The sequence below is a fragment of the Streptomyces sp. TRM70350 genome (assembly GCF_019219825.1).
Classification (GTDB): domain Bacteria; phylum Actinomycetota; class Actinomycetes; order Streptomycetales; family Streptomycetaceae; genus Streptomyces.
This window is the reverse complement of record NZ_JAHUXH010000014.1, coordinates 167,429-191,422: the sequence shown is the minus strand read 5'-3', so window position 1 is coordinate 191,422 and position 23,994 is coordinate 167,429. Positions and strand designations below refer to the sequence as shown.

General features: G+C 72.4%; 19 protein-coding genes and 1 pseudogene. 10 read left to right on the top strand and 10 right to left on the bottom strand.

The window, feature by feature from the left end:
- Positions 1-63: 63 nt before the first annotated feature.
- The gene (locus tag KWI83_RS22295; protein ID WP_218516133.1) at positions 64-1,068 is read right to left on the bottom strand and encodes a Yip1 family protein; all 1,005 of its coding nucleotides are present in this window, start codon (positions 1,066-1,068) and stop codon (positions 64-66) included.
- Positions 1,069-1,172: 104 nt separating this feature from the next.
- On the opposite strand from KWI83_RS22295, the gene KWI83_RS22290 reads away from it, so the two are divergent.
- Positions 1,173-1,505, top strand: a complete 333-nt coding sequence (locus KWI83_RS22290; RefSeq protein ID WP_218516132.1) for an antibiotic biosynthesis monooxygenase — start codon at positions 1,173-1,175, stop codon at positions 1,503-1,505.
- Positions 1,506-1,805: 300 nt separating this feature from the next.
- Positions 1,806-2,492 (top strand): flavodoxin family protein, encoded by a 687-nt coding sequence (locus KWI83_RS22285; protein ID WP_218516156.1) that lies wholly within the window; start codon positions 1,806-1,808, stop codon positions 2,490-2,492.
- Positions 2,493-2,560: 68 nt separating this feature from the next.
- Here the strand turns inward: KWI83_RS22285 and KWI83_RS22280 are convergent.
- Positions 2,561-2,710, bottom strand: a pseudogene (locus tag KWI83_RS22280) (FAD-dependent oxidoreductase); the annotation flags it as partial.
- A 271-nt stretch (positions 2,711-2,981) separates the two neighbouring features.
- Positions 2,982-3,596: a tellurite resistance TerB family protein gene (locus KWI83_RS22275; RefSeq protein WP_218516131.1), complete on the bottom strand. Its 615-nt coding sequence runs from the start codon at positions 3,594-3,596 to the stop codon at positions 2,982-2,984.
- 208 nt (positions 3,597-3,804) lie between these two features.
- On the opposite strand from KWI83_RS22275, the gene KWI83_RS22270 reads away from it, so the two are divergent.
- Both KWI83_RS22270 and KWI83_RS22265 read left to right on the top strand, forming a co-directional pair.
- Positions 3,805-4,737: an ABC transporter ATP-binding protein gene (locus KWI83_RS22270; protein WP_218516130.1), complete on the top strand. Its 933-nt coding sequence runs from the start codon at positions 3,805-3,807 to the stop codon at positions 4,735-4,737.
- The gene (locus KWI83_RS22265; RefSeq protein WP_218516129.1) at positions 4,734-5,741 is read left to right on the top strand and encodes an ABC transporter permease subunit; all 1,008 of its coding nucleotides are present in this window, start codon (positions 4,734-4,736) and stop codon (positions 5,739-5,741) included. Before KWI83_RS22270 ends, KWI83_RS22265 begins: the two co-directional genes overlap by 4 nt.
- Before the next feature lie 23 nt (positions 5,742-5,764).
- Here KWI83_RS22265 and KWI83_RS22260 read toward each other — a convergent pair whose 3' ends face one another.
- Positions 5,765-6,508, bottom strand: a complete 744-nt coding sequence (locus KWI83_RS22260) for a hypothetical protein (protein ID WP_218516128.1) — start codon at positions 6,506-6,508, stop codon at positions 5,765-5,767.
- A gap of 671 nt (positions 6,509-7,179) precedes the next feature.
- Between KWI83_RS22260 and KWI83_RS22255 the strand changes: the two genes are divergently transcribed.
- Positions 7,180-8,412 (top strand): glycosyltransferase, encoded by a 1,233-nt coding sequence (locus tag KWI83_RS22255; protein WP_218516155.1) that lies wholly within the window; start codon positions 7,180-7,182, stop codon positions 8,410-8,412.
- 67 nt (positions 8,413-8,479) lie between these two features.
- On the opposite strand, the gene bla is transcribed toward KWI83_RS22255, so the two are convergent.
- Both bla and KWI83_RS22245 read right to left on the bottom strand, forming a co-directional pair.
- Positions 8,480-9,403, bottom strand: a complete 924-nt coding sequence (bla, locus tag KWI83_RS22250; protein WP_218516127.1) for a class A beta-lactamase — start codon at positions 9,401-9,403, stop codon at positions 8,480-8,482.
- Positions 9,403-11,043 carry a penicillin-binding transpeptidase domain-containing protein gene (locus KWI83_RS22245; protein ID WP_218516154.1) on the bottom strand — a complete coding sequence of 547 codons (1,641 nt, stop codon included), beginning with the start codon at positions 11,041-11,043 and terminating at the stop codon, positions 9,403-9,405. Before KWI83_RS22245 ends, bla begins: the two co-directional genes overlap by 1 nt.
- A 106-nt stretch (positions 11,044-11,149) precedes the next feature.
- On the opposite strand from KWI83_RS22245, the gene KWI83_RS22240 reads away from it, so the two are divergent.
- From KWI83_RS22240 to fxsT, 5 genes are all read left to right on the top strand, one after another.
- Positions 11,150-12,106 carry a LysR family transcriptional regulator gene (locus KWI83_RS22240; RefSeq protein ID WP_308122134.1) on the top strand — a complete coding sequence of 319 codons (957 nt, stop codon included), beginning with the start codon at positions 11,150-11,152 and terminating at the stop codon, positions 12,104-12,106.
- Positions 12,103-12,987: a serine hydrolase gene (locus KWI83_RS22235; RefSeq protein ID WP_374106346.1), complete on the top strand. Its 885-nt coding sequence runs from the start codon at positions 12,103-12,105 to the stop codon at positions 12,985-12,987. The genes KWI83_RS22240 and KWI83_RS22235 overlap by 4 nt, the downstream gene beginning before the upstream one ends.
- 54 nt (positions 12,988-13,041) lie before the next feature.
- A complete protein-coding gene (locus KWI83_RS22230; RefSeq protein WP_218516125.1) occupies positions 13,042-13,350 on the top strand; it encodes a trypco2 family protein in 309 nt (102 codons plus the stop codon).
- A gap of 114 nt (positions 13,351-13,464) precedes the next feature.
- Positions 13,465-15,012: a hypothetical protein gene (locus KWI83_RS22225; RefSeq protein ID WP_218516124.1), complete on the top strand. Its 1,548-nt coding sequence runs from the start codon at positions 13,465-13,467 to the stop codon at positions 15,010-15,012.
- A 207-nt stretch (positions 15,013-15,219) separates the two neighbouring features.
- The gene (gene fxsT, locus KWI83_RS22220; protein ID WP_218516123.1) at positions 15,220-19,179 is read left to right on the top strand and encodes an FxSxx-COOH system tetratricopeptide repeat protein; all 3,960 of its coding nucleotides are present in this window, start codon (positions 15,220-15,222) and stop codon (positions 19,177-19,179) included.
- Between the two features lie 10 nt (positions 19,180-19,189).
- On the opposite strand, the gene KWI83_RS40035 is transcribed toward fxsT, so the two are convergent.
- From KWI83_RS40035 to KWI83_RS22200, 4 genes are all read right to left on the bottom strand, one after another.
- The gene (locus tag KWI83_RS40035; RefSeq protein ID WP_218516122.1) at positions 19,190-21,052 is read right to left on the bottom strand and encodes an HEXXH motif domain-containing protein; all 1,863 of its coding nucleotides are present in this window, start codon (positions 21,050-21,052) and stop codon (positions 19,190-19,192) included.
- A 38-nt stretch (positions 21,053-21,090) separates the two neighbouring features.
- Entirely contained in the window at positions 21,091-21,276 is a 186-nt protein-coding gene (locus KWI83_RS22210; protein ID WP_171117266.1) for a hypothetical protein, read from the bottom strand.
- 103 nt (positions 21,277-21,379) lie between these two features.
- A complete protein-coding gene (locus tag KWI83_RS22205; protein WP_218516121.1) occupies positions 21,380-22,444 on the bottom strand; it encodes a trypsin-like peptidase domain-containing protein in 1,065 nt (354 codons plus the stop codon).
- A gap of 9 nt (positions 22,445-22,453) precedes the next feature.
- Positions 22,454-23,878, bottom strand: a complete 1,425-nt coding sequence (locus tag KWI83_RS22200) for a condensation domain-containing protein (protein ID WP_218516120.1) — start codon at positions 23,876-23,878, stop codon at positions 22,454-22,456.
- Positions 23,879-23,994: the final 116 nt, after the last annotated feature.

Here is a 23,994-nt window from a genome sequence, read left to right as displayed (position 1 = left end):
TGAGCGACGAAAGGGCCCCGGCGGCATCGCCGGGGCCCGTTCCGTGAGTGTGGAGCAATGGGACTACACCGTGCCCAGCTTCACGATCGACAGCAGCGCGATCAGCTGGATCGCCGACGCGCCCAGCGCCTTCGGCCACGGCAGATCGTGCGACTTGGACACCATCCGGGTCAGGAGCGCGCCGCCCGCGACCCACGTGGCCCAGCCGAGGATCTGGACGAAGGGGGCGTCGCCGCCCAGGAACATCGCGACGACCAGACGGGGCGCGTCCGTTATGGACATGATCAGCATGGAGAGGCCGACCGTCGGCTGCCATGCCCCGTCGCCGCCCAGCTGGCGGGCCAGGGTGTGGGTGACCACGCCCAGGATGAACGCGCTCAGCACCATCGCGACGGCCGTCGTCAGGACGATCGGGATGGCGTTGGAGAGGGTGGCGTTGATCGCGTCCTCGCGGGCGCCGTCGAAGCCGAAGACCGCGAGCAGGCCGTAGAGGAAGGTCACGGTGAGGGCGGGGCCCCACATCGTGTAGTCGCGCATCTGCAGGAACGTCTGCTGGGGCGCGAGGACGATGCCGCGCAGCAGCTCCTTCCAGTGCAGCCGCGGCCCGACCGGGGCGGCCGGGGCCGAGCCGGCGCGGTAGGTGTCGCCCTGGCTGTACGGGTCCTCGCCGACCGCGAAGGCCTGCGTGTGGCCCGGGTTGTTCGCGGCGTACGGGTCCGGCCCGCCCTGCTGGTACGCGCCGTCGTCGCCGAAGTACTCCGGCTCGCCACCGCCACCGCCGCCGCCCGGACCGCCGTAACCGCCGTTCGTCTGCGGCCAGGGGGCGTTCCCGTAGCTCTGCTGCCCGGGGTACGGGTGCGGCTGCGGGGCCTGGGGATAGCCGTACGACGGCCCCTGCGGCGCCTGCTGTCCGTGCGGGGGGTGTTGCGGTCGCGTGTGCGGGGCGCGGTCGTTCCGGCCGCCGCGTCCGATCCTGAATCCAGCCACGTCATCGAACGTACCTGGTCTCGAAGAGCGGTGGGCCGGGCCGAGGGTTCCGGGACCGGCTTTGCGGCCGACCTGTGACATCCCTTACGGACCTTCCCCACAGATCCCTTAAGGGGACCCGCAGGGGCCTCCGGGCACATCCCCTACGGGCCCCACAGCCACCCCAAACCGGGCAGGATGGAGTCATGAGCGTAGTCAAGATCAATGTGCTGACCGTCCCGGCCGAGCAGCGGGAAGTCCTGGAGAAGCGGTTCGCCTCCCGCGCCCACGCCGTCGAGGGTTCCGACGGTTTCGAGTGGTTCGAGCTCCTGCGCCCGGTCGACGGCACCGACAACTACCTGGTCTACACCCGGTGGCGCGACGAGGAGTCCTTCCAGGCCTGGATGGAGGGGCCGATGAAGGCGGCCCACCAGGGCGCCGGTGCGGGCGAGGGCGGGGAGCGCCCCAAGCCCGCGGCCTCGGGCTCGACCCTCTGGTCCTTCGAGGTGATCCAGCAGGCGGCGCCGAAGGGCAAGTAGGTCCGCGGGGCAGGCGCGGGCGACCGCGGCAGGCTCTGGCCTGTCGCGGGCCGTTCGGCTGTCGGGGTGGTTGCCGGGGACCGGTGGTGGCGCGGCCGACGCGACGATTGCCGCGCCAGCACGATGGAGCGGTTCAGCCACCGAGAGGGCACGGTGGCACGTACCCCCGGAGAGCCCGTGACCGACCAGTCACCGACCGCCGCACCGATCACCGACACACCGCCCGCCACCGCACCGACCGCCGACACACCGCCCGCCACCGCACCGACCACCGACACACCGCCCGCGCGCTACGACGACCTGCGCGCCCTCGTCTTCAACTGCACGCTCAAGCGGTCACCGGAGCGCAGCAACACCCAGGGGCTCATCGACCGCAGCGTGCGCATCATGGCGGCGCAGGGCGTCCAGGTCGACGTCGTGCGCGCTGTCGACCACGACATCGCCACCGGAGTGTGGCCCGACATGACCGAACACGGCTGGCGCAGCGATGCCTGGCCGACGCTGTACGAGAAGGTCATGGCGGCGGACATCCTGGTGCTGGCCGGGCCGATCTGGCTCGGCGACAACAGCTCGGTCGCCAAGCAGGTGATCGAACGGCTCTACGCCTGCTCCAGCCTCCTCAACGACGCGGGGCAGTACGCCTACTACGGGCGGGTCGGCGGCTGCCTGATCACCGGGAACGAGGACGGCGTCAAGCACTGCGCCATGAACGTCCTCTACAGCCTCCAGCACCTCGGTTACACCATCCCCCCGCAGGCCGACGCCGGCTGGATCGGCGAAGCGGGCCCCGGGCCCTCCTACCTCGACCCCGGTTCCGGTGGCCCGGAGAACGACTTCACCAACCGCAACACCACGTTCATGACCTGGAACCTGCTGCACCTGGCGCGCCTGCTCAAGGACGCGGGAGGCATCCCCGCCTACGGCAACCAGCGCACCGCCTGGGACGCCGGCTGCCGCCACGACTACGAGAACCCCGAGCACCGCTGACACCGAACCTGATACCGAACCGCACTCCGTGAGGCTGCCCGGACCTCCCGGGCAATCGGAACAGCCCGCTAGGCCGTGTGCACCTCCAGCGCCGCCCGCACCCCCGACTCCAACGCCCCCTCGATCCAGGACGGCTTCACCGAGGTGTGGTCGCCGGCGAAGTGGAGCGGGCCCTCGGGGGCGCGGATGGCCGTGAGGAGTTCCGTGTGCCGGCCGGGGGGAGCAGGGTGGTGAACTCCCGCCGGGAGAACGGACGCCGAGCGCTTGTGGTGAGGGTGGTGCCGTGGTCATCCATCGCCCCTGGATACGGGGGGCGGCATACGCCCGGCAGCGCGATCGGCGCCGACCACCGGAACGTGGGAGCGCCCCGGGGCACTCCCGGCGCCCGGCGTCCGCCCGAGCGTGTGTCCCCACTCTCACGCGACCGGCGAGCACGACCACGGGTGCCCGCCGGGAGGTTTGACGGGCGCGGCCACGTTCAGCGCAGGCTCAGAGACCGAACTCCTGCGGAGACAGGCCCAGTACCGAGCAGGCCTCCCGCAGGACCTGCTCCTCCGCCGGTGCGACATAACCGTCCGCCCCGGCGATGACGAACCCGGTCTGGACGACCGCTCTGGCCTCTGCCGGCTTCTTCGCCGCCTTGGCGATCTCCTGCATGACCTGTGTCTTGCCCTGCGGGAAGTCGAACGCCAGCCGGTCGACGTGCTGGTTGAAACGCTGGCGCAGCTGCTCCGGCGGGAAGTTCTGCAGGACGTCGTTGCTCAGGATCAGCGACTCCACGTGCTGCCGCTCGGTCGGGTCGACATGCCCGTCGGCGGCAGCGACCAGGGCGCACATGGCCATGCTGGCGTCCCGGTAGGCGCCGCTCTTCAGCTCCGTCTTCAGGGAGGTGAGCTGAGACTTGAGCGTGCTCACCAGCTGGGCCCGCGAGCCGCCCGAGGACCCCGAACCCGGCCTGCCGTGCCCGCCGAAAGCGCCCTGACCACCGTGTCCGCCCTGACCACCGTGTCCACCGTGTCCGCCCTGTGCGCCGGAGCCACGCGCGCCCTGGGCCTGCTGTTGCAGGCTCTTGGCCTGGTCCTTGATCCGATCCCACATAGCCATCCGTGCCACCTCGGCTTCAGCCGTGTCGTTCCGGTCGTCGGCGTGCGTCCGCACCCGTCCTCCTGGCAACGCCTGCCCGTTCCCCGAAGTTCCATGACCACGCCCGGACGGCCCAGGACGAGCCAGTGCACTGAACGGCGTTGACAGGAGCCCTCAATGCCTTCCATCATCATTCCACTAATCAAGTAGTTAAATGGTGGTGGATGACATGAGTGACGGTCAGGGCGCCGGGGACACGGCGTTGCAGGCGTACGGCGTGGGGGTGCGCTACCGGCGGGGCTGGGCGTTGCGGAACTGCTCGTTCCGGCTGCCGGCCGGGCGGATCTGCGGGCTGGTCGGGCCCAACGGGGCGGGCAAGACCACGCTGTTGGGGATCGCGGCGAACGTACTGGAGCCGACGGAGGGCGCCCTCAGGGTGTTCGGCGCGGCCCCGGACTCGGCCGAGGCCGGTCGTCGTACGGCGTTCCTCGCCCAGGAGAAGCCGCTGTACCGCCGCTTCACGGTCGCCGAGACCCTGCGGCTGGGGCGGGAGCTGAACCCCGGCTGGGACCAGCGCGCCGCCGAGGCCGTCGTGCGCGCGGGGAACGTGCCGCTGGACGCCAAGGTCGGCACCCTCTCCGGCGGGCAGCGCACCCGCGTCGCCTTCGCGCTGGCCTTCGGCAAGCGGCCCGACCTGCTGCTGCTCGACGAGCCGATGTCCGACCTCGACCCGGTCGTACGCCACGAACTCATGGGCACCCTCATGGCCGAGGCCGCCGAGCGCGGCACCACCGTGCTGATGTCCACCCACGTCCTCGCCGAGCTGGAGAACGTGTGCGACTACCTCGTCGTGATCGCCTCCGGCACCCTGCGGCTCGCCGGTGACGTGGACGAACTGCTCGCCGTGCACCGCCTGGTCACCGGCGTCCGCGAGGGCGAGGGCCTGCCCGCCGGTCTCGCGCAGCACACCGTCGTCGAAGCCCGCGCCACCGGACGGCAGTTCACCGCCCTGGTCCGCTCCGACGGGCCGGTCACCGGCCCTTGGGAGACCGCCACACCCACCATGGAGGAACTCCTGCTCGCCCACCTGCGCTCGGCCGAGGCGCCCGCGCTGATCACGCCCACCGCCCAGGTGCACGGCTCGCGGGCGGTGGCCGCATGAGCACCCTCACCCGGACCCCGGACACCACCGCGACCGATTCCCGCCGGCGCTCTCCGCTCGGCGGGGTGACCTGGCTCGTGTGGCGCCAGCACCGGGCCGCGTTCCTGACCGTCCTCGGCGCCGGTGTGCTCCTGGTGGCGTGGATCGTCTTCCAGCGCGCCCGCATGATGGACTTCCTCGGCGGCCAGGGCGGGCCCGCGGGCGGCATCGGGAGCCTGGGCACCGAGTTCGAGCCGTACGCCGCCGCCTTCCAACCCGTCAGCAGCGCCCTGAGCGTGATCCCCGTGGTGCTCGGCGTGTTCGTCGGCGCCCCGCTGCTCGCCGGCGACCTGGAGCACGGCACCGCCAAGCTGGTCGCCGCCCAGACCGTGAGCCGCACCCGCTGGCTGGCCACCAAGCTGGGGCTGACCGCTCTGGTGGTCACGGTGAGCACGGCCGCGCTGTCGGTCGCGTTCGGCTGGTGGTGGGAGCCGGTCAAGGAGCAGAGCACGGTCATGGAGTGGACGTCCGGCGCCGCCTTCGACACCACCGGCCCGGTGCCCGTCGCGCTCACCCTCTTCACCGTCGTCGGGGGTGTGGCGATCGGACTGGTGCTCCGCCGAACGCTGGCGGCGATGGTGGTCACCTTCGGGTTCGCCGTCGTCGTCCAGCTCGTCTGGGGCGAGCTGCGGCTCGCGCTCGGCGACGTGGTCACGGTCACCACGAACAAGGGTGTCCTCGCGGACGACGCGTTCCCCACGCTGCCCGACGCCGCGTACCAGATCGACCAGTCGTACCTCACCGGCAGCGGGAGGCCGGTCGGCTGGAGCACCTGCGCCCAAGAGGAGACGGAACAGGCGCGCGAGCTGTGCCTGAAGCAGGCCGATGTGGTCGGCTGGTCGGTGGACTATCTGCCGATCTCCCAGATGCCCGGCATGCAGTGGCTCGGCGCGGCGATCCTGCTGGCGCTGACCGCCGCCGTCGCGGTGTTCCTCTTCCTGTGGGGGCGCAAGCGGCTCGTCTGACTCAAGTCCGGCCCGCAGGGCGCCTACCGGGAGGTGGCGCCCTGCCTCGGGAGGATCCGCGGTGAGGGCTCCGGGTCGCGCGGTGGTGAGGGAGACGCGACGTCCGGCGTGGCCGGGTGGAGCTCCCGGGTCGCGGAGTCGCCCGGTTCATCGGTGGCCGGGGGCGGGGTGGGCGGCCGTGAGCGGTGGCGGGGCAGCGAGCGCCGGGGCGGGCGGGTCAGGGTGATCTGCCGTACCAGCTGCTGAAAGCACGCGAGCGCCGCGAGACCGGGCAACGCCGCCGTCACGGTGTCGACGACGGTCCTCGGCGCCTGCGCGACACATAAGAGCATCGCCGCGGACGAGAAGAAGAGGATCACACACCAGGAGTGCACCGCCCGGCGCTGGTGCAGCGCGGCACGCAGCACGGACAGCGAGGCGACCAGCCACGGACCGTAGATGAGCAAAGGCCACAAGGAAACAATGCCGTTGTGTGTACCGGAAACGGAAAGGCGCAGCGGTTCGTAGACGGCCAGTCCGCCGAAGAAACTCACGCCGCACGCGATGACCGCCGCCAGCGCGGCCATGACCCGGCTGACCGCGCGAAAGACGTTCCGGCCGCCGCTTTCACGCGGCTTGCGGTGACCTTTCGGGGAATCCCTCAGCGGGGGCAGTTCCGCCGTGATCTCCTGCAGGTTTTCCAGCGGTGTGCCGGGGGCGGGAGCGGTGACCGAGGCATCCGTCGGCGGGATGTTCGAGGCTTCCTCCGCCATCGCGTCCTGGAGCATGAACGCCAGCTCCTCGGCGGGATCCCAGGCGGAGTCCGGTGGAACCAGGGGGTTCGAGAACGCTTCGGCCGGACCTCGATGGCGGCCGGTGCCATGACCCTGTGCATACATAGCGAATTCTTGTTATTTCGCCGGACGGTAACCGGACGTGCCCTGTGACCTGATCCACCGTCGGGCGAGATCGGCTTCCAGTTCGGCCATGACGTCCAGAAAATGGCGGAGAATCGGCTCGGTGGCCCGGAGTGTGACCGGTGGTCCGTCTTTGGTGAGTGTTCCGTTGACACTGGCCGAGCAGTGTGCCGGGGCGGGAATGTATGTGTAGGGACCCAGCGTCACCGCATGTCCCGCAGCCCTGCCCCCTCGCTGCTGACTCGCCAACAGGCCGAAAATACCGTCCCTGGTTGCCTTGGTCATAACCAAACTAACGGCACCCCATTGCGCCGGATGCGCAGCAAACGGGTGAAGGATCAAGGTAATGAAACGATTTCCCGCGCGGAACAAACCGATGACTCGCCTTACATTCCGCATCACCGGTGAGGACCCGGCATGGACCGGACGTCACCGCCCTGTTGCGGGACCGGGGCGGGGATGTGTCCGTGGCCCGCGTACCTTCGTACCCTGCGCCGAGTACGAACAAGGACCAGTCAGTGAGAGAACGAGGGACCGCCGCCGTGAAGGACGCACACCCACTGCCCCACCGCACGCCGGTCCCCACCGACCACCCGGACCCCGTCCTGGACGTGGTCGTCCCGGTGTTCAACGAGGAGACCGATCTGGAGCCGAGCGTCCGGCGGCTGCACGCGCATCTGCGGGAGAGCTTCCCCTACCCGTTCCGTATCACCATCGCCGACAACGCCAGCACCGACCGCACCCCGGAGATCGCCGTCCGGCTGGCGGGCGAACTGGCCGAGGTGGAGGGGCTGCGGCTCGACGAGAAGGGCCGCGGCCGGGCCCTGCGCACCGCCTGGTCCCGTTCGTCGGCCCCCGTGCTCGCGTATGTCGACGTGGATCTGTCCACAGAACTGGCCGCGCTGCTCCCGCTCGTCGCCCCGCTGATATCCGGGCACTCCGACATCGCCATAGGCACCCGCCTGGCCCGCGGCGCCCGGGTCGTGCGCGGCCCCAAACGGGAGATCACCTCCCGCTGCTACAACGCGATCCTGCGCTCCACCCTCGCCGTGGGCTTCTCCGACGCGCAGTGCGGTTTCAAGGCGGTACGGCGTGACGTGGCCGAGCGGCTGCTGCCCCTCGTCCAGGACTCGGGCTGGTTCTTCGACACCGAGATGCTGGTCATCGCCGAGCGGGCGGGCCTGCGCATCCACGAGGTGCCGGTCGACTGGGTGGACGACCCCGACAGCCGGGTCGACATCCTCGCCACGGCCCTGGCCGACCTGCGCGGCATCGCCCGGATCGGCGCGGCGCTGGCGCGCGGCACCCTGCCCCCGGCCGAACTGCGGCGCAGCGGCGAGGGGGAGCCGTCGGGCGGACTGGTCATGCAACTCGTGCGGTTCGCCGCCGTCGGAGCGGTGAGCACCCTCGCGCACCTGCTGCTGTACACGCTGTTGCGCCCGGTGGTGGGAGCCCAGGCGGCCAACGCGCTGGCGCTGCTGGTCTGCGCCATCGGCAACACCGCCGCCAACCGCCGCCTCACCTTCGGCATCCGCGGCCCCGGCGGGGTGGTGCGCCACCAGGCCAGGGGGCTTGCGGTCTTCCTGCTCGGCCTGACGCTCACCAGCGGCTCGCTCGCCCTGCTGCACCAGGCGGCGCCGTCGGCCGGGGCCCGCGTCGAACTCGCCGTCCTGATCGCCGCCAACCTGACCGCGACGCTGCTGCGGTTCCTGCTCTTCCGGGCGTGGGTGTTCGGCAGCCGACCGGGAAGACGGACAGGGTCCGCCGCTTCCTGAACACCACGACCGTCGCCCGGCACGCCCGAGACGCTCTGATCGGCACAGAGCGCCGACGAGCGCGCGGTCAGGTGAGGTCGGCCACGACCAGGCGTGTGGCCTCGGCGATCAGGCGCTCCCTGGGTGGGGTGTCGTGTCCGTGGCGGTCCGTCATCACGGCGAGGACGAGCGGGTCGGTGCGCGACGGCCAGACGATCCCGATGTCGTTGGCCCGGCCGTAGTTCCCGGTGCCTGTCTTGTCGGCCACCGTCCAGCCCTTGGGGACACCGGCGCGGATGCGGTTGTCGCCGGTGGTGTTGCGCACGAGCCAGTCCTTGAGGAGGGCGCGGCGGTCGGGGGTGAGGGCGTCGCCGAGGACGAGTGCGCGGTAGGTGGTGGCGATCGCCCGGGGGGTGGTCGTGTCGCGGGGGTCGCCCGGGCGCATGTCGTTCAGTTCGGGCTCGTAGTGGTCCAGGCGGCTGACCTTGTCGCCGAGGCCGCGCAGATACGCGGTCAGTCCCGCCGGGCCTCCCACGTCCCGCATCAGCAGGTTTCCCGCCGTGTTGTCGCTGTAACGGACGGCCGCGTCGCACAGTTCCCGGACCGTCGTCCCCGTCTCGACGTGGTCCTCGGTGATCGGCGAGTAGGACTGCACATCGGCTCGTGTGTAGGTGACCCGCCGGTTCAGGTGGCTCAGGGGGTGCTCGTGCAGGACCGCCGCGGCGGCCAGGGCCTTGAAGGTGGAGCACAACGCGAAGCGTTCGTCCGCGCGGTACGTCAGCGTCGCGCCGGTGCCGGTGGCCACGGTGCAGACGCCCAGCCGGGCCCCGTGGCGGCGTTCGAGTGCCGCGTAGCGGGAGAGGTCGGGCGTACGACTGGCGGAGGGGGGCGGTGGTGTGGCGCGGGTGCGCTCGTCAGGGGCGGCGCGGTCGCACGCCGCCGCGCCCAGCGGCATCAACGCCGCCGCCCACAGCAGTTGCCGACGGGACGGACCGGAACACCTGCTGCTCATCACTCGGGCACCGCCGTCAACAGGCTGTGGACAACCGGGCCCGCCGAGCCGCCGCCCGTCACGCCCTCCTCCACCACACACGCCACCGCCACATTGCCGCGGTACGCCACCAGCCAACCGTTGTTGTCCTGCTCCTCGGACACCTCCGCCGTGCCCGTCTTCGCCCCGACCTCGCCCGGCAGATCGGCCAGCACCCGCGCCGTACCGTCCGTCACGGTCGCCCGCATCAACTCCCGCAGCTGAGCGACCACATGCTCCGGAAGCGGCGTCGTCGAGGTCGTCGTCCCGCCCCCGTCCCCCGCCGTGATCGTCGGCTGATGGAACGCCCCGGACACCGCCGTCGCCGTGACCGACGCCATGATCAGCGGGTTGGCCTGCACCCGCCCCTGCCCGATCATCGACGCGGCCTTCTCGGTCTCGTCCCGGGGCACCGGCACCGAACCGTCGTACGACGGAATGCCGACGCGCCACTCCTGCCCGACACCGAAGTACTCGTCCGCGACCTCACCGAGCTCCGCGTCCCCGAGTTTGCCCCGCAGGCTGATGAACGCCGTGTTGCACGACTCGGTGAAGTCCTTGCGGAAGGTCGCCCCCGGGAACTCGGAGGTCTCGACGTTGTGGAACTGCTTTCCCACCGTCAGGTACTTGGGGCAGTCCACCACGTCGTCCAGCCCGACGGCCCCCTTGAGCAGCAGGGCGGTGCTGGTGACCATCTTCCAGGTGGAGCCGGGAGCGTAGGTGCCGGAGACGGCCCGGTTGAAGCCGGACGACGGCGAGTTCGCCACCGCCAGGATCTCCCCGTTGTCGATCCGCAGCGCGACCAGCGCCGCGTTCTTGCCGTCGGCCTCACCGGCGAGCGCCTGCTCGGCGGCGGACTGCCAGTCGGCGTCGAGGGTCGTGCGCACAGGCTCGTCGTCGTCCGGTCCGTCCGCCTCCTCCCCGAAGCGGGCCTCGGTACGTTCGACCTCTCCCGTCGCCCGGTCCACCAGCCGCACCGCACCCCGCGGCCCGGCACCCTCGCCGGCGAGCTGCCCCAGCACCGGGCCCAGCGAGGGGAACGCGTCGGCCGACAACGCGACCCCGTCCCGATCAGTGGCCTCGGGCGCCGACGCCTCCTCCCGCTCCAGACGGAACTTCTCCGTCTCGCTCAGCCGTGGATGGACCAGCGACAGCCGCCAGTCCACCTTCCAGCTCCCGTCCGGCTGCTCCCGCAACGGCAGCTCGGACGTGTACGTCCACGTCCCCAGGTCGGTGATGGGCATCCGGGCCGTGAACGGGACGGTGACCGTCCCGTCCTCGCCGAGCTCGGGCTTCGCCGCCGTGAGTCCCGGCTCGCTGATGTCGAGCCCGGCCGTGAAGTTGCCCAGCACCTTCTGGGCCGTACCGGGACTGGTCGTCCGTGCCGCCGCGTTCGGCAGGCGGCCGCCCGCCCAGTCGGCCAGGAACGCGCGCGCCTGCTCCAGGGCCGCCGGGTCGGGCCCGTCGCCGCCCCGGGCGAAGGGGCCGGCCCCGGCGGCGTACGCCCCACCGGCCCCGACGGCGAGCACCACACCCACGGCGGCCACCGCTCTCACCCCGCCTCGCGGGCGTCGCCGTCTCGCCGTCCAGGTCGTGGCGGCGGAGTAGTCGCTTCCCGGCATGTGTACATCGCGGTTGTCCATGCCCCGAGGAGAGCAACGCCCCACCCCACCTGTCCAAGTCCGATATCGATCTGGGATTCATCAATCCGCGATATGGTCGCTGGTCGTGGACCTGGTTCGGCACCTGGAGTGCTTCGTGGCTGTTGCAGAAGAGTCACACTTCGGCCGTGCCGCCGCCCGTCTCGGCATGGCGCAGCCGCCCCTGTCCCAGCGCATCCAGCGGCTGGAACGCGAACTGGGCGTCCGTCTGTTCGAGCGCACCAGCCGTCAGGTGCGGATCACCGAGGCCGGGGCCCTGCTGCTGACGCAGGCCCGTGAGCTGCTCGCCCGTTCCGAGGAGTTGCTGGCCACCGCGCACCGCATCCGGGACGGCGAGACCGGCCTGCTGCGGGCCGCGCTGCCGCCGGATCTCTCCGGCGAGACGGTCGCCGCCCTCCTCGCGGACTTCGACCGGCGCCACGACCGTGCCGCGCCGGAACTGGAACTGCACGAGCTGTCCACCGCCCAGCAGCTGGCCCGCTTCGCCTCCCGGGACCTGGACGTCGGCCTCATCCACCACCCCTGCGACATCACCGGCCTGGAACTCGGCCCGGTCCTGCGCCGCGAGCTCGGCGTGCTGCTGCCGCCCGGCGCCCCGGCCGCCGGCCTCACCGAGGTGCCCCTCGCCTCCCTCACCGGCCACGACCTGATCCTCTTCCCGCGCAGCGACGCCCCGGCGCTGTACGACGACCTCCTCACCACCTGCGCCCGCAACGGCTACGCCCCGCCCGCCGTACGCCACGCCCAGGGCACCAGCTTCGTGCGCGGCCTGGTGCTGTCCGCCGGGGCCGTCGCGCTCACCCCACGCGACACCGTGGCCGCCCCGGACCTCGTCTGGCGCCCGCTGGCCGGTGCCCCGCTGGCCTGGCGGCACTCCGTCGCCCGGCCCAAGGGACGCGGCGGCACGGCGGTGACCGCCTTCACGGACGCGGCCACCCACGCCCTGCGCAGCACCACCACCGCCACCCCTGACGTACCGACCCGCCCCCTCCACCTCCGCCCGGCATCGGAGTACTGGCTGTGACCGACACCCTCAGCCGCCTCCACACGGCCTTCTCCCAAGCCGGCGTCACCGGCTGGCTGCACGCCGTCGACATCGACACCGGCGCACAACTCGACGCGGGCGCTGACCAGCCGGTGTGCACGGGCAGCGTCCACAAGCTGTGTCTGCTCGTCGCCCTGCACCAGCTGGCCGCCGCGGGGCACCTGGACCTCACGGAGCGGGTCGACTGCCCGCCCGGCGGCCGCACCCCGGGCCCCACCGGCCTGGCCGCCATGCTGGACCCCGTGCGGATGTCCCTGCGCGACCTCGCCTACCTGATGACGGCCGTCAGCGACAACACCGCCGCCGACCTGCTGCTGCACCGCGTCGGCCTGGACGCCGTCAACCGCACCACCGCCCGCCTCGGCCTCGCCCGCACGCACGCCGTGCACACCTTCAGCGAACTCCTCGCCACCCTCAGGGAGGACGCCGGACCCGGCGGCGCGCGGATCCTGACCGACCCGCACGTCCTCACCCGCCTCAGGGCCCTCGACCCGGCCCGCACCAACCGCAGCACGCCCCGCGACATGACCCGCCTGCTGAGCGCCGTATGGCGGGACGAGGCCTGTGCCCCCGAACACGCCGCCGCCGTCCGCCGCCTGCTCGGCCTGCAGGTCTGGCCGCACCGCCTGGCCTCCGGCTTCCCCTTCGACGACGTCCACGTCGCCGGCAAGACCGGCACCCTGCCGACCCTGCGCAACGAGGTCGGTGTCGTCGAGTACCCCGACGGCGGCCGGTACGCCGTGGCCGTCTTCACCCGCACCGCCCACCCGGCGGCCACCCTCCCGGCGGCGGACGCGGTCATCGGTACGGCGGCCCGGCTGGCGGTCGAGGCCCTGCGCGCCGGCCAGGGCCGGACCTGAGCCGCCGGGCGAGACCCGGTGTTTCCCCTTCGCTCCCGCCGCTAGGATCCCCGTATGGTCGAACTAGCCGAAATGATCCGGGAGTTGAGGCAGGAGCTGAACTCCGCGCTGGCCGGTGGCGGCGGTGGGCCCGTGCGGTTCGAGCTGGGGCCGGTGGAGATCGAGGCGACCGTCGCCGTGGGGCGCACGGGCGGGGCCGGGGGGAAGGTGCGGTTCTGGGTGGTGGAGGCGGGCGGTGAGGCGCAGGTGGAGTCGTCGCGGACGCACCGGATCTGCCTGACCCTGCACCCGAAGCTCGTCGCCCCGGACGGCACCCACCACGACGTGCTGATCACGGGCGACGAGGCGGAGGGTGAACGCTAGGGCGCAGCACGCTCGTTTCGACCCCCTGACGTGGGGGGACGACTGGCCGTACGCTGGTCGGCACTGTCAGTGGTAACTCAGGCGGGACTGGTGGCGGGTCGGGAGGTCACGGGGGTGGAAGGGCGCAGCCCTGCACGGGTTCGCAACGAGCTGGTCGCCGATGTCGTCGACGTACTCCAGGAGTCGGCCACGCTGCGGCACACCAGCAGCGCGGACCTGCTGGTGACCATGCTGGGGCAGGAACTGGGCTCCCCGGTGGAGCCGTTACGCGGCGAGGCGTTACGACCCTGGCTGCTGCACCTGGTGGAGAAGTGCGCGGGCGTGCCCGACGGGCTGCCCTGCCTGGTGCGCTGTCTGGGGTATGTCGAGCAGCAGTCGACCTCCGTGACGGCGTTGCTGCGGCTGGTGGACGAGTGGGAGGCCGTCGACTTCTTCGACGGGGCCGATCTGCATCCGCTGCGGCCGCCGCTCCAGGAGATCCGCTCCGCGTCCACGCTGGCGGCGATGGCCCGCCGGGCGAGCCGTTCGCGCACCCAGGAGCTGCCGCCGTGGTGCGACACGGGCTGGGCGGTGTTCCTGCGGCTGGCCGGTGACAACTCGGCGGCGAAGGAACTCCCGGTGAGCATGGCGTTCCTGTCCCTGGCCGCCGACCAGCTGGTGGAGGACGGGCAGGTGGACGCGGCCGAGCGGCTGCGCCGCTGGAACCGCCGGCAGGCCCGCACCTGGGGCCTGGAGGACAAGATGGCCCAGTGGCAGCGCGACAGCGGCGTGGCCGAACCGGTGGCGTCCTCGCTGATGCCGGCGTATCTGATGATCCAGTTCGAGCCGGACGGCGTGGACCGCGACCGCTACTACCTCTCGCACTGGCGGCAGTCGGACGCGGAGGGCTGGCATCCGGTGCCCGGCGAGACCCTCCATCTGCACCGCGACGAACTCCCCTCCGAGGTCGAACAGCTCATCGAGCAGACGGAGGAACGCTGGTCGGATCTGCGCCAACCGGTGGTGCTGGAGTTCATCCTCCCGTGGGAGCTGCTCGGCGAACCCGTCGAGTGGTGGCACAAGGAGTCCGACTCCCCCGCCCCGACCCCGCTGGTGATGGACTACGCCGTCCTGGTGCGCAGCTTCGAGCGGCTCCGAAGGGCCGCCTGGCACCGGCCCTGGCACAACAAGTGGCGGCACTTCAAGGAACGCCCGGCCGACACCCACTCCTACTGGAACCGGCCCGGCCACTCCCACTTCCATCTGGAGCGGGAGCTGAAGGAGGACGAGCACGCCGTCTGCCTGGTGCTCAGCGAACCGCCGGGCACCGACTCGCCGTCCGGCCGCCACGAGTACCTCGCGGGCCTGCGGGCGGGCGTCCCGGCCATGATCTGGCACCGCGGCGACTGCTCCGACCCGGCCTTCAAGGAGGCCGTCGCCGACATCGTGCAGGACCGCGGGCTGGCCGGTCTGCTGGAGCGGACCGGAAGATGGCGCAAGGAGGCGCTGGCCCTGGGGCCCGAGGGGTGGGACAACCACGTGGGACGCCATCTGGCGATCCTGCTCGACGACCCGGACCGCAGACCCGTGCCCCCGGGACCCGCTCCTGCGCGGGGTCACCGGCCGACCGGGTCGGAGGTGCACGGAACGCCCGCCCGCGAGCCGAAGGGTGACCCGAATTGAACAAGCGTGCGCGTATCCGCCCGCCTGTGTTTCAGGTCGGCCTCACTGCTTCCGTCATGCTTTCGCATGCACCCGGCGCGAGCCCCCGTGCGTACTTGCTTCACGAACGGAACCGCTGTCAGGCTTTGCCCGTGGCTGTCACGCATGCCGGGGGTCTGCGGGACTCCGCCACCCGCTCATCGTCACTACGACGCCTTGAGGGCACGCATGCATGATGACGATGGCCAGCGACCGGAAGAGTCCGCACGGGCACGCCGTGAGGCCGCTCATGTCCTGAGCCTGCTCGGGCAGCAGCCGGGCGGGCCGCAGCCCGCGGAAGCGGTTCTGGTCATCGACACCCACCCCACCATGCGGGTGTGGTACGAGACGGTCCGCGACGACCTGGTCGAGGAACTCGAACGGACGGGCGCCTTCACCCGCGTACGGGTGGTACGGCTGCTCGGCACCGACGAGACCGACCCGGCCCGGGTCAGCCCTGAGGAGCCATTGGGCCCCGCCCCCGAGAACGCCCGCCGCGTGGTGCTGGTGCTGACCGACGGCCTCGCGGCCGGCTGGCGGCTCGGCGCCGTGCAGCCACTGCTGCGCGGCTGGGGGCGGACCTGCCCGGTCGCCGTGGTGCATCTGCTGCCGCAGCATCTGTGGTTCCGCACCGGCCTGGACGTGTACCGGGTGCGGATCCGGGCCCCGCGCGGCTGGGCCGCCAACAGCGCCTGGGACTGGGAGGAACGCGAACCCCCGGCCGGGCTGCGGGACATTGACGAGGCCGGCGCCGAGCGGGACGCCACCGCCGTCGTCGTACCCGTGCTGGCGCTGACCGAGCCGTGGGCGGTGGCGCTCACCCGGCTGGTGTCCGGGCCGGAGCCCGAATGGCTGGATCTGTCCGCCATTCAGGCCCGCGAGTGGAAGAGCCGGCCCGACGCGGCCCGCGCACTGCCCTGGGCGGAGGAACTGCCCGACCCGCTCAGCACCGTGCCCGCCGCCGAACGGGTCTCCGACTTCCGGGCCGTCGCCAGCCCCACCGGGTTCGCCCTGGCGACCCGGCTGGCCGCCGCGCCGCTGAGCCTGCCCGTCATCCGCCGGGTCGTCGCCACCACCCCGGACGCCGGGCCGGTCCATGTCTCCGAGCTGCTGATCAGCGGTCTGGTACGGCCCACCTGGGAGCACGGCGAGGGCCCGGCGGACGTGGTGTTCACCTTCGCCCCCGACATCCGCAAGGAGCTGCTGGCCCTCGGGCGGCGCAGCGCCACCGCCCGGGTGCTGCGCGAGGTGCGCGCCCTGTTCGCCGCGGACGACATCGCCCGCACCCTGCTGCCGCCCCCCACCGAGCCGCTGGACACCCTGGCGATGCCGCGTGTCGGCAGCCGCAACATCGCCTTCCTCCGAGTGGAGCTGACCGCCCTGCGCGCCCTGTCCGGCCGCTACGACCAGCGTGCCGCCATGCTGGCGCAGGTGCTGAGCTGGCACGATCGGCGTTACGCGGTCAGCCTGGAGAAACCACGACGTGCAGTGACGGAACCGGTACCGTCCGCTTCGGCCCCCGCGGCAACCGAAGCCGACCCCGGCCCCGCGCCCCGGACCGCCTCCGAAGGAGCCTCGCAGATGCCGACATCACCCCAGCGGACCGTGGAGACGGAGGACCGCGCGACACAGCCGCGCGTCTGGGGGAACCTGCCGCCGCGCAACCCGAACTTCACCGGGCGCACCGAGCTGCTGGAACTGCTCGACCAGCGGCTGCGCGAGGGCACCACCACCGTGCTGCCCGAGGCGATCCACGGCATGGGCGGCGTCGGCAAGACCCAGCTGGCCATCGAGTACGCCTACCGCCACCAGTCCGAGTACGACATCGTGTGGTGGATCCCCGCCGAGCGGCCCGGCCAGATCGGGCAGGCCCTGGTGGAACTGGCCCAGCGGCTCGGCCTGGTCACCACCACCGAGGCCAACATCGCCGGACCCGCCGTCCGCGAGGCGCTGCGCGAGGGACGGCCGTACTCCCGCTGGCTGCTGATCTTCGACAACGCCGACAACCCCGAGCAGGTCCGCCACTACTTCCCGCAGGGCGGCAACGGCACCATCCTCGTCACCTCCCGCAACCGGCGCTGGGGCCAGGTCGGCGGCTCCCTCGAAGTGGACGTGTTCACCCGCGAGGAGAGCAAGGAGCTGCTGCGCCGCTCCGGCCCGCCGCTGCGCGACGACGAGGCCGACGCGCTGGCCGAGGCGCTCGGCGACCTGCCGCTGGCCCTGGAACAGGCCGCGGCCTGGCGGGCGGAGACCGGGATGCCCGCCTCGGAGTATCTGCGGCTGTTCGAGAACAAGCGGATGGAGCTGCTGGAAGTGGCCCCGCCGCCGGACTACCAACTCCCCGTCGCCGCCGCCTGGAACGTCTCCCTGGACCACCTGGAGACCCGCAGCCCGGCCGCGCTGCGGCTGCTCCAGCTGTGCTCCTACTTCGCTCCCGACCCGATCTCCCGTTCGATCTTCTCCGGCCTCGGCAACAGCAGCATCTTCCCCGAGCTGGACGCGGCGCTGAACGACCCGATGCGGCTCGCCCGGGCGATAAGGGAGGTGAACCGCTACTCCCTCGCCCGCATCGACCACCGGACGAACTCCATCGAGATGCACCGCCTGGTGCAGCTCGTCCTCAACAACCGCATGAGTCCCGAGGAGCAGTCCCGCATGCGCCACGGCGCCCACACCCTGCTGGCCGCCGCCGACCCCAAGACGCCCACCAATCCGGCGAGTTGGCCCCGCTACGCGGAGCTCTACAGCCACGTCATCGCCTCCGACGCGATCAAGTCCGACCAGCCGTGGGTGCGCCAGCTGGTGCGGAACATCGCCGAGTACCTGTACTACTGGGGCGACCACGACGTCTCGCTCGACTTCTCCGAGCAGACCTGGGAGGCCTGGCTGACCATCTTCGGCGAGGAGGACCAGCAGACGCTGCTCATGGGGCAGTGGCTGTGCTTCATGTACTGGGTGGTGGGCCGGTTCGACGACGCGGCCCGGCTGGTGGCCCACCTCAGGGAGGTCTACGACCGCACCGCCCCGGCCGACCAGGAGGACACCCGCGAGGACGCGCTCGACGCGCTCCAGCTGGAAGCGGCCGTACGCCGCGTCGAGGGCCGCTTCGCCACCGGCGCCGAACTCGACAGAATCGCCTACGAACGGGCCCGCCGGGCCTTCGGCGAGGACGACCCGACGACGCTCAACATCACCCACAACCTCGGGGTGAGCCTGCGTCTGGTCGGCGACTTCCGCCAGGCCCTGGAGCTCGACCGGCGCACACTCGACCTGAAGCTGCGCCTGTTCGGCCGGGACGACCAGCGGGCCCTGACCACCGAGAACAACGTGGCCATCGACGTGCGCGAGACCGGCGACTACGTCGGTGCCCGCGCCCTGCAGGAATCCGTGCTGGCCGCCTACCGCGACGTCTTCGGGCAGGGCAACCCGGCCACGATCGAGGCGATGCGCCAGCTGAGCGAGGCCTGCCGCAAGGAGGGCGACCACCCGCGCTCGCTGGAGCTGGCCACCGAGGCACACGCCCAGTTCACCCGCCGCTACGGCGACACCCACCCCCGGTCGCTGGCCGCCGCACTGACCCTGTCGGTGGCGCTGCGGCAGAACGGCGACCTCCAGGCGGCCCGCACCCGGGGCCTCAAGGCGTCCGAGGGCTACCGGCAGATCTACGACCCGCACCACCCGCACGTCCTGTCCGCCGACGTCGACCTGGCCGTCACGCTGCGACTGCTCGGCGGGCCCGAGGAGGCGCGGCGCCTGGACGAGACGGCACTGGGCTCGCTGTCCGACCGGCTCGGCGCGGGGCATCCGCTCGCCCTCATCAGCGCCATCAACCTGGCCAGCGACCTGGCCGCTCTCGGGCACCACGAGGAGGCCCGGCGCCGGGGCGAGGACACTCTGGCGCTGTGCCGGACCACGTTCGGGGAAAACCACCCCACCACGCTGGCCTGCGCGGGCAACCTGTCGGTGGACCTCGTCTCCGTCGGCGAGGAGGAGCGGGGCACCGCCCTGCGCGCCGACACGCTGGCACGCATGGAGCGCGTCCTCGACGCCCCGCGGCTGCAGGTGGAGTCGGGCACCGCACACCCGGCCACCACCCAGTTCCGCGACGGCCAACGCGCCAACTGCGACATCGACCCACTGCCGCTGTGAGGGACCGCATCTAGGGCGCCGCGTCCTGCCCCAGCCACGTCGCCAGGCGTACGGGGTCGGCGCCCCGGCCGGTCGCCGCGATGAGGGCGTCCTGCACGGCCCGGGCCCGTTCCGGGAAGCCGAGGAGCAGGCGGGCGGCCGGCTCGTGGGACGGGTCGCCGGACAGGGAGCGGCCGAGGCCCGCCCAGGCGGCCACGGGTGCCCCCTTGCCGGACAGCCGGGCGGCGTAGGCGGCCCGGGCCTCCTCGCGGTGACCGCGGATCAGCAGGACGTCGGAGGCCTCGACGCCGTCGACGCTCCCGGCCACGGTGTGCCGCCAGGTCCCGTCGGGATCGCTGAGCCGGTAGCGGGCGAGGACGGCAGCGCTGTCCAGGTGGCGGGCCTCGGTGTCGGGGACGAGGGCGGGCTCGGCGGCCAGGGCGGCCGGCGGCCGGGCGGAGCCGCGTCGCCAGTCGCGTACGGCCTCCTCCACGGCGGCGGCAGGAGGCCGCAGGTGGTGCGCCCGCCAGCGGGTCAGGTGGTCGCCCGCGACCTCGTGGGCCAGCCGCAGCTGAGCCGCGGGCACCTCGTCGGTCATCCACTCGGCGCACCGCTCGCTCAGACCGTCCAGCACCCACCGCCCCAGCGGCGTCAGCTGCTCGTGTCCGCGGACCTCGTTGAGCACGGACCACACCTGCGTGCGCCACATCGCGAACTCGAAGTGGGCCAGCGGGGCGTACGAGGGGTCGGCGGTGTGCCGGTGGGCGCGCCAGAACCGGGTCACGCCGAGGAAGGCGTAGATGCCCTGGAGCAGTCCGCCCAGCGGGCGGGGGTCATCACGCCAGGGGGCGTAGTGCAGCCACGCGGGGGGCGGCGGGTCGGGGGCCTGCTCGGTCAGCGGGCCCAGGTGCATGAGGCCGCCCAGCTTGGTGTGCTGGAATTCGTGGACCAGGGTCGCGGCGAGTTGGGGTACGTCGTCGGGGCGGGAGGCCGTGAGCCCGCCGAAGGCGTCGCCGGCCGTGCTGCTGTGCGGCCGAAACCTTTCTCTCGGCGGGGTGGGAGCCACCGACATCAGCCCCTGGCGCATGGCGTCGGCGCTGACCGGATCGTCGCGCAGCAGCACCTTCCAGGCGTCGGCGAGCATCGACTCCCAGGTCGCCGCCTCCGCCGTGGACAGCAGCCGGGGTTCGCTCGGGCGGGGGAACGTCCGGTACGGGTCCAGTTCCTCCAGCACCAGCGACTTCGCGTCCGCCCCGGATCCCAGGGTCAGCCTGCGCACCGGCAGCCAACCCGGGCCGCGCCGGACCCATCCGGGCGCGACCTCGACGACCGCGCCCCGCGCCCCCGTGATGCGCAGCCGGCCCGCGCGTCCCGTCACCCGGGCGGTGGTCCACGGGTGGGGGTCCGGCAGGACGGCGCAGCCCAGGGTCGGCAGCGGAACCAGCCCGCGGCGCACCGGGACGGTGATCGAGAAGTCCAGCCCGGCCCGCGTGCCCGCGGCGGCCGCCAGCGCCGCCAGATGGCCGACGACCACCCACCGCGGGGCGTCCTCGTAGACGCGTCCGCGCACCCGGCGCACCGCGAGGGAGACCCACATGCCCGTGTTGGGGGACATCAGGATGTCCTCGAACGCCTCGGGCGCCCGCCGCTGCGCCCGTTCCAGCAGCGCCCAGGCCTGCGCGTACGACACCCGGGTGTCGTCGGCCGGGTCGTCGTCGCGGGGGAGCGCGTTGTCCAGGGCCCGCATCAGCAGCAGGCGACGGCTGCGCTCCGCGCCGAGCAGTTCCGCCACGACCGCGCCGTCGCCGTCGCCGCGGGCGAGCGCCAGGGCGCCGGCCGTCGACAGCCGGTGGAACTGCAGAAGATCCCCCGTCGTCATGGCGTCAGCGGCCACGGGTCCCCCACGGGTCGATGCCCGTCACCACGGCCGGGTCAGTCGAACCGGGACGGGTTGTACGACACCGTGATGGCCTGCGGGCCGTCGATGTGGCGCAGCAACTGCTCCAGCGACTCGGTAAAGGCCGTGCCATCCATGGAGCGCAGCGCTTCAAGAGAGACCCCCGAGAGATCGACGAGACAAGACTCGACGGCAGGCATCGTTTGCTCCACGGCTGCCAAGTCCCCTCCCGTGCCTACGAGTCCGCGCTGTCGGTCTCAACCATCATGACCCAGCGGGGCACAAGTCGAAACCCCATATCCCGGCCGCCCGGGCGAGATCACGTCAGCGGTGGCGCCCGGCCAGCCGGGCGGCGGCCCGGTCGACCCGTTCCACTTCCGGCGACGGCCCCTGAAGCAGCCGTACCGCTTCGAGGAGCTGGTCGAGGGTGCCCGGATAGCGCAGGCAGGTGCGCACGACGCCGTAGACGTCCATCCGCAGCCGGGGGTCGCGGGGGCTGTTGGCCGCGATCCGGTCGCTGATGCTGTCCAGCAGCAGGGCCATGCCGTTGCCGCTGCGGAGCAGGGGCAGGGCCGTGAGGGCGTCGACGAGGTCGACCAGCTCGCGCAGGGGCAGTTCGCCGGGCAGCCCGGTCAGGGGCGTGACCGGGCGGGGCGCCTCGGTGCCGTCGGCGGAGCCGAGTTCGGTGCGCGGGGGCAGTCCGGCGTACCGGCCGAACCGCTCCAGCGCGGCCGGGGACAGGACGTCGTACCACCGCTCCACCCGCCGGGCCGCGAGCCGCCCCAGCCCTTCGGCGCGATGGTGCGCGCTCACGACCCCGATCACCGCGCCCCCGCACCACACCGCCGCGCCGGACATCCCCTCCCACGGCGAGCGTTCCGGTTCGACGTCGGCGGGCGGGACGACGACGGCCAGTTCGAGCGTGCCCTCGCGGCGGTTGGACAGGACGGAGACGGTGCCGGAGACATGGCAGGAGTCGCGGTACCGGCTGGGCGAGCCGTCGTCCAGGGGCCGTGCGGTGTCCTTGCGGAGCTTGAAGCGGGGGAAGCCCATGGCGCTGAAGGGCAGCACCACGTCGGCGTCCGGGACGGCGGCGTAGCGGGGCGGGGGGACGGCGGGGAGGCCGGGCGGGGTGCCGGTCAGCTCCAGCAGGGCGACGTCGGCGGCCTCGTCCAGCAGGACGACGCGGGCGTCGGCGCTCCACTCACCGGGCCGGTCGGCGTCGAAGCGGACGCGCACGGAGTCGGCCGGCCCGGCCACGACATGGGCGGCCGTCAGCACGCACTCGCTCGTCACCCGATACCCGGACCCCCGCCGCCCGGGCCTCGCGGCCACGAGTATCTCGGCGACGCGCGCCACGTCCAGCCCTTGCTCCCCCGGCTCCGCCACACCGGTCCACTACCCGTGGGGTGCGGGGCGTACGCCGGAGTGGCCGGTGACGAGGGCCCCGTGGGCGACGGCGACGATGTGGTCCCGCAGGCGCTCCGTGAACAGCCGCATGTTCTTCCGCGCGATGTCGGTGTCCGGGTAGCGGCTGGCGAGTTGGAGGCCCTCGTGGAGGCGGGTCAGCCAGACGCAGACCTGGTCGCCGTACGACACCCGGATCAGTCCGTAGGCCTTCAGGTCCTGCCAGCGTTCGGAGCCGGTGGTGGCGCGGGCGTCGACGAAGGAGACGATGGAGTACAGGTCGGGGGAGGTGGGGCGGAAGTCGGCGCCGAGGAGCTTGAGGACGCGGGCGATGGGCTTGCGGGACAGGGGGCGGTTCTCGCGCAGGGTGCTGCGGACCATGCGCAGGGCGCTGTCGAAGTCGGGCGCCTCGGCGACGGGGACCACGATCGGGGCGCCGCCGACGTACCAGCCGACGGAGTCGGACCACTGGGAGCGCACGCGGGTGTGGAAGGGCACGACCGTGCGATACACCTGCCGGCCGGTGATCTCGCGGACGACGAGCGCGGTGGCGGCGAGGAGACCGACGAGACTGCCGCCGTACGGCCGGCAGTACGCCTCGAAGGCGGCGGCGGCCGCGCCGTCGACGAGCATCTCCTGCATGAACTTCTGCGTGGGCAGCGGCCCTTCGGGGTCGAGCCCCAGTTCGACGGGGAAGTTGGGCAGCCTGCCGTCGCACTGGGCGATGAACTCCCGCCAGCGGGCGACGATTTCGTGGGTGTCGTCGAGGCGGTCGGCCTCGGTGCGTTCCAGGGCGCAGAAGTCGACGTAACTGGCGACGGGGGGCGCGTCGAGGCGACGGCCGCCGAGAGCGGAGGCGTACAGCCCGTGGATCTCGGCGGGGATGCGGTGGATGGAGTGCGCGTCGACGTTGCTGTGGTCGAACGCCATGTAGACGCTGGTGTCCTCGTCGCGGACGACCGCGGTGTAGATGAAGTTGGGCCAGCTCAGCGCGTCCGCCACGGTGTCGAACCGGTCCTGCAGATACCGGGTCAGCCTGGCCGCGTCGCCGAAGGCGCCCCGGTCCTTGCGGTGCAGGACGACCACGTCCGCGTCCAGGGTGAAGCGCCGCATGTCGTCGTCGATCCAGCGGAAGCCGCTGCGCAGCGTCTCGTGCCGCAGCGTCCAGGCCCGCAGGGCCTCCTGGAGTACGTCGAGATCGACCCGGCCCGGGATGTCGAACGCCGCGCCGAGCCAGGTCGGCACGAACAGGCCGTCCTCGCGCACGGAACGCGCGGTGCGCACGTGGGACTCCTGGACGTACGCGGGCGGCCGGGCGTCCTCCGGCATGTCGGCCGCGGCCTCGACGGCCGCCGGATGCAGCGTCCACTCCACGAGCCGCCCGGGGCGGATCTCGCAGCGCTGGATGTCGGTCATTCGCACAGCATTCTCCGTTCGCCTCGCCTGCCCACGGGAGACGACCGGTTCGCGACCGTGTCTGCTGGGCATCGCTCAGTGCACAACGGAACCAACGCGCAGGTGGTGCGGAAGAA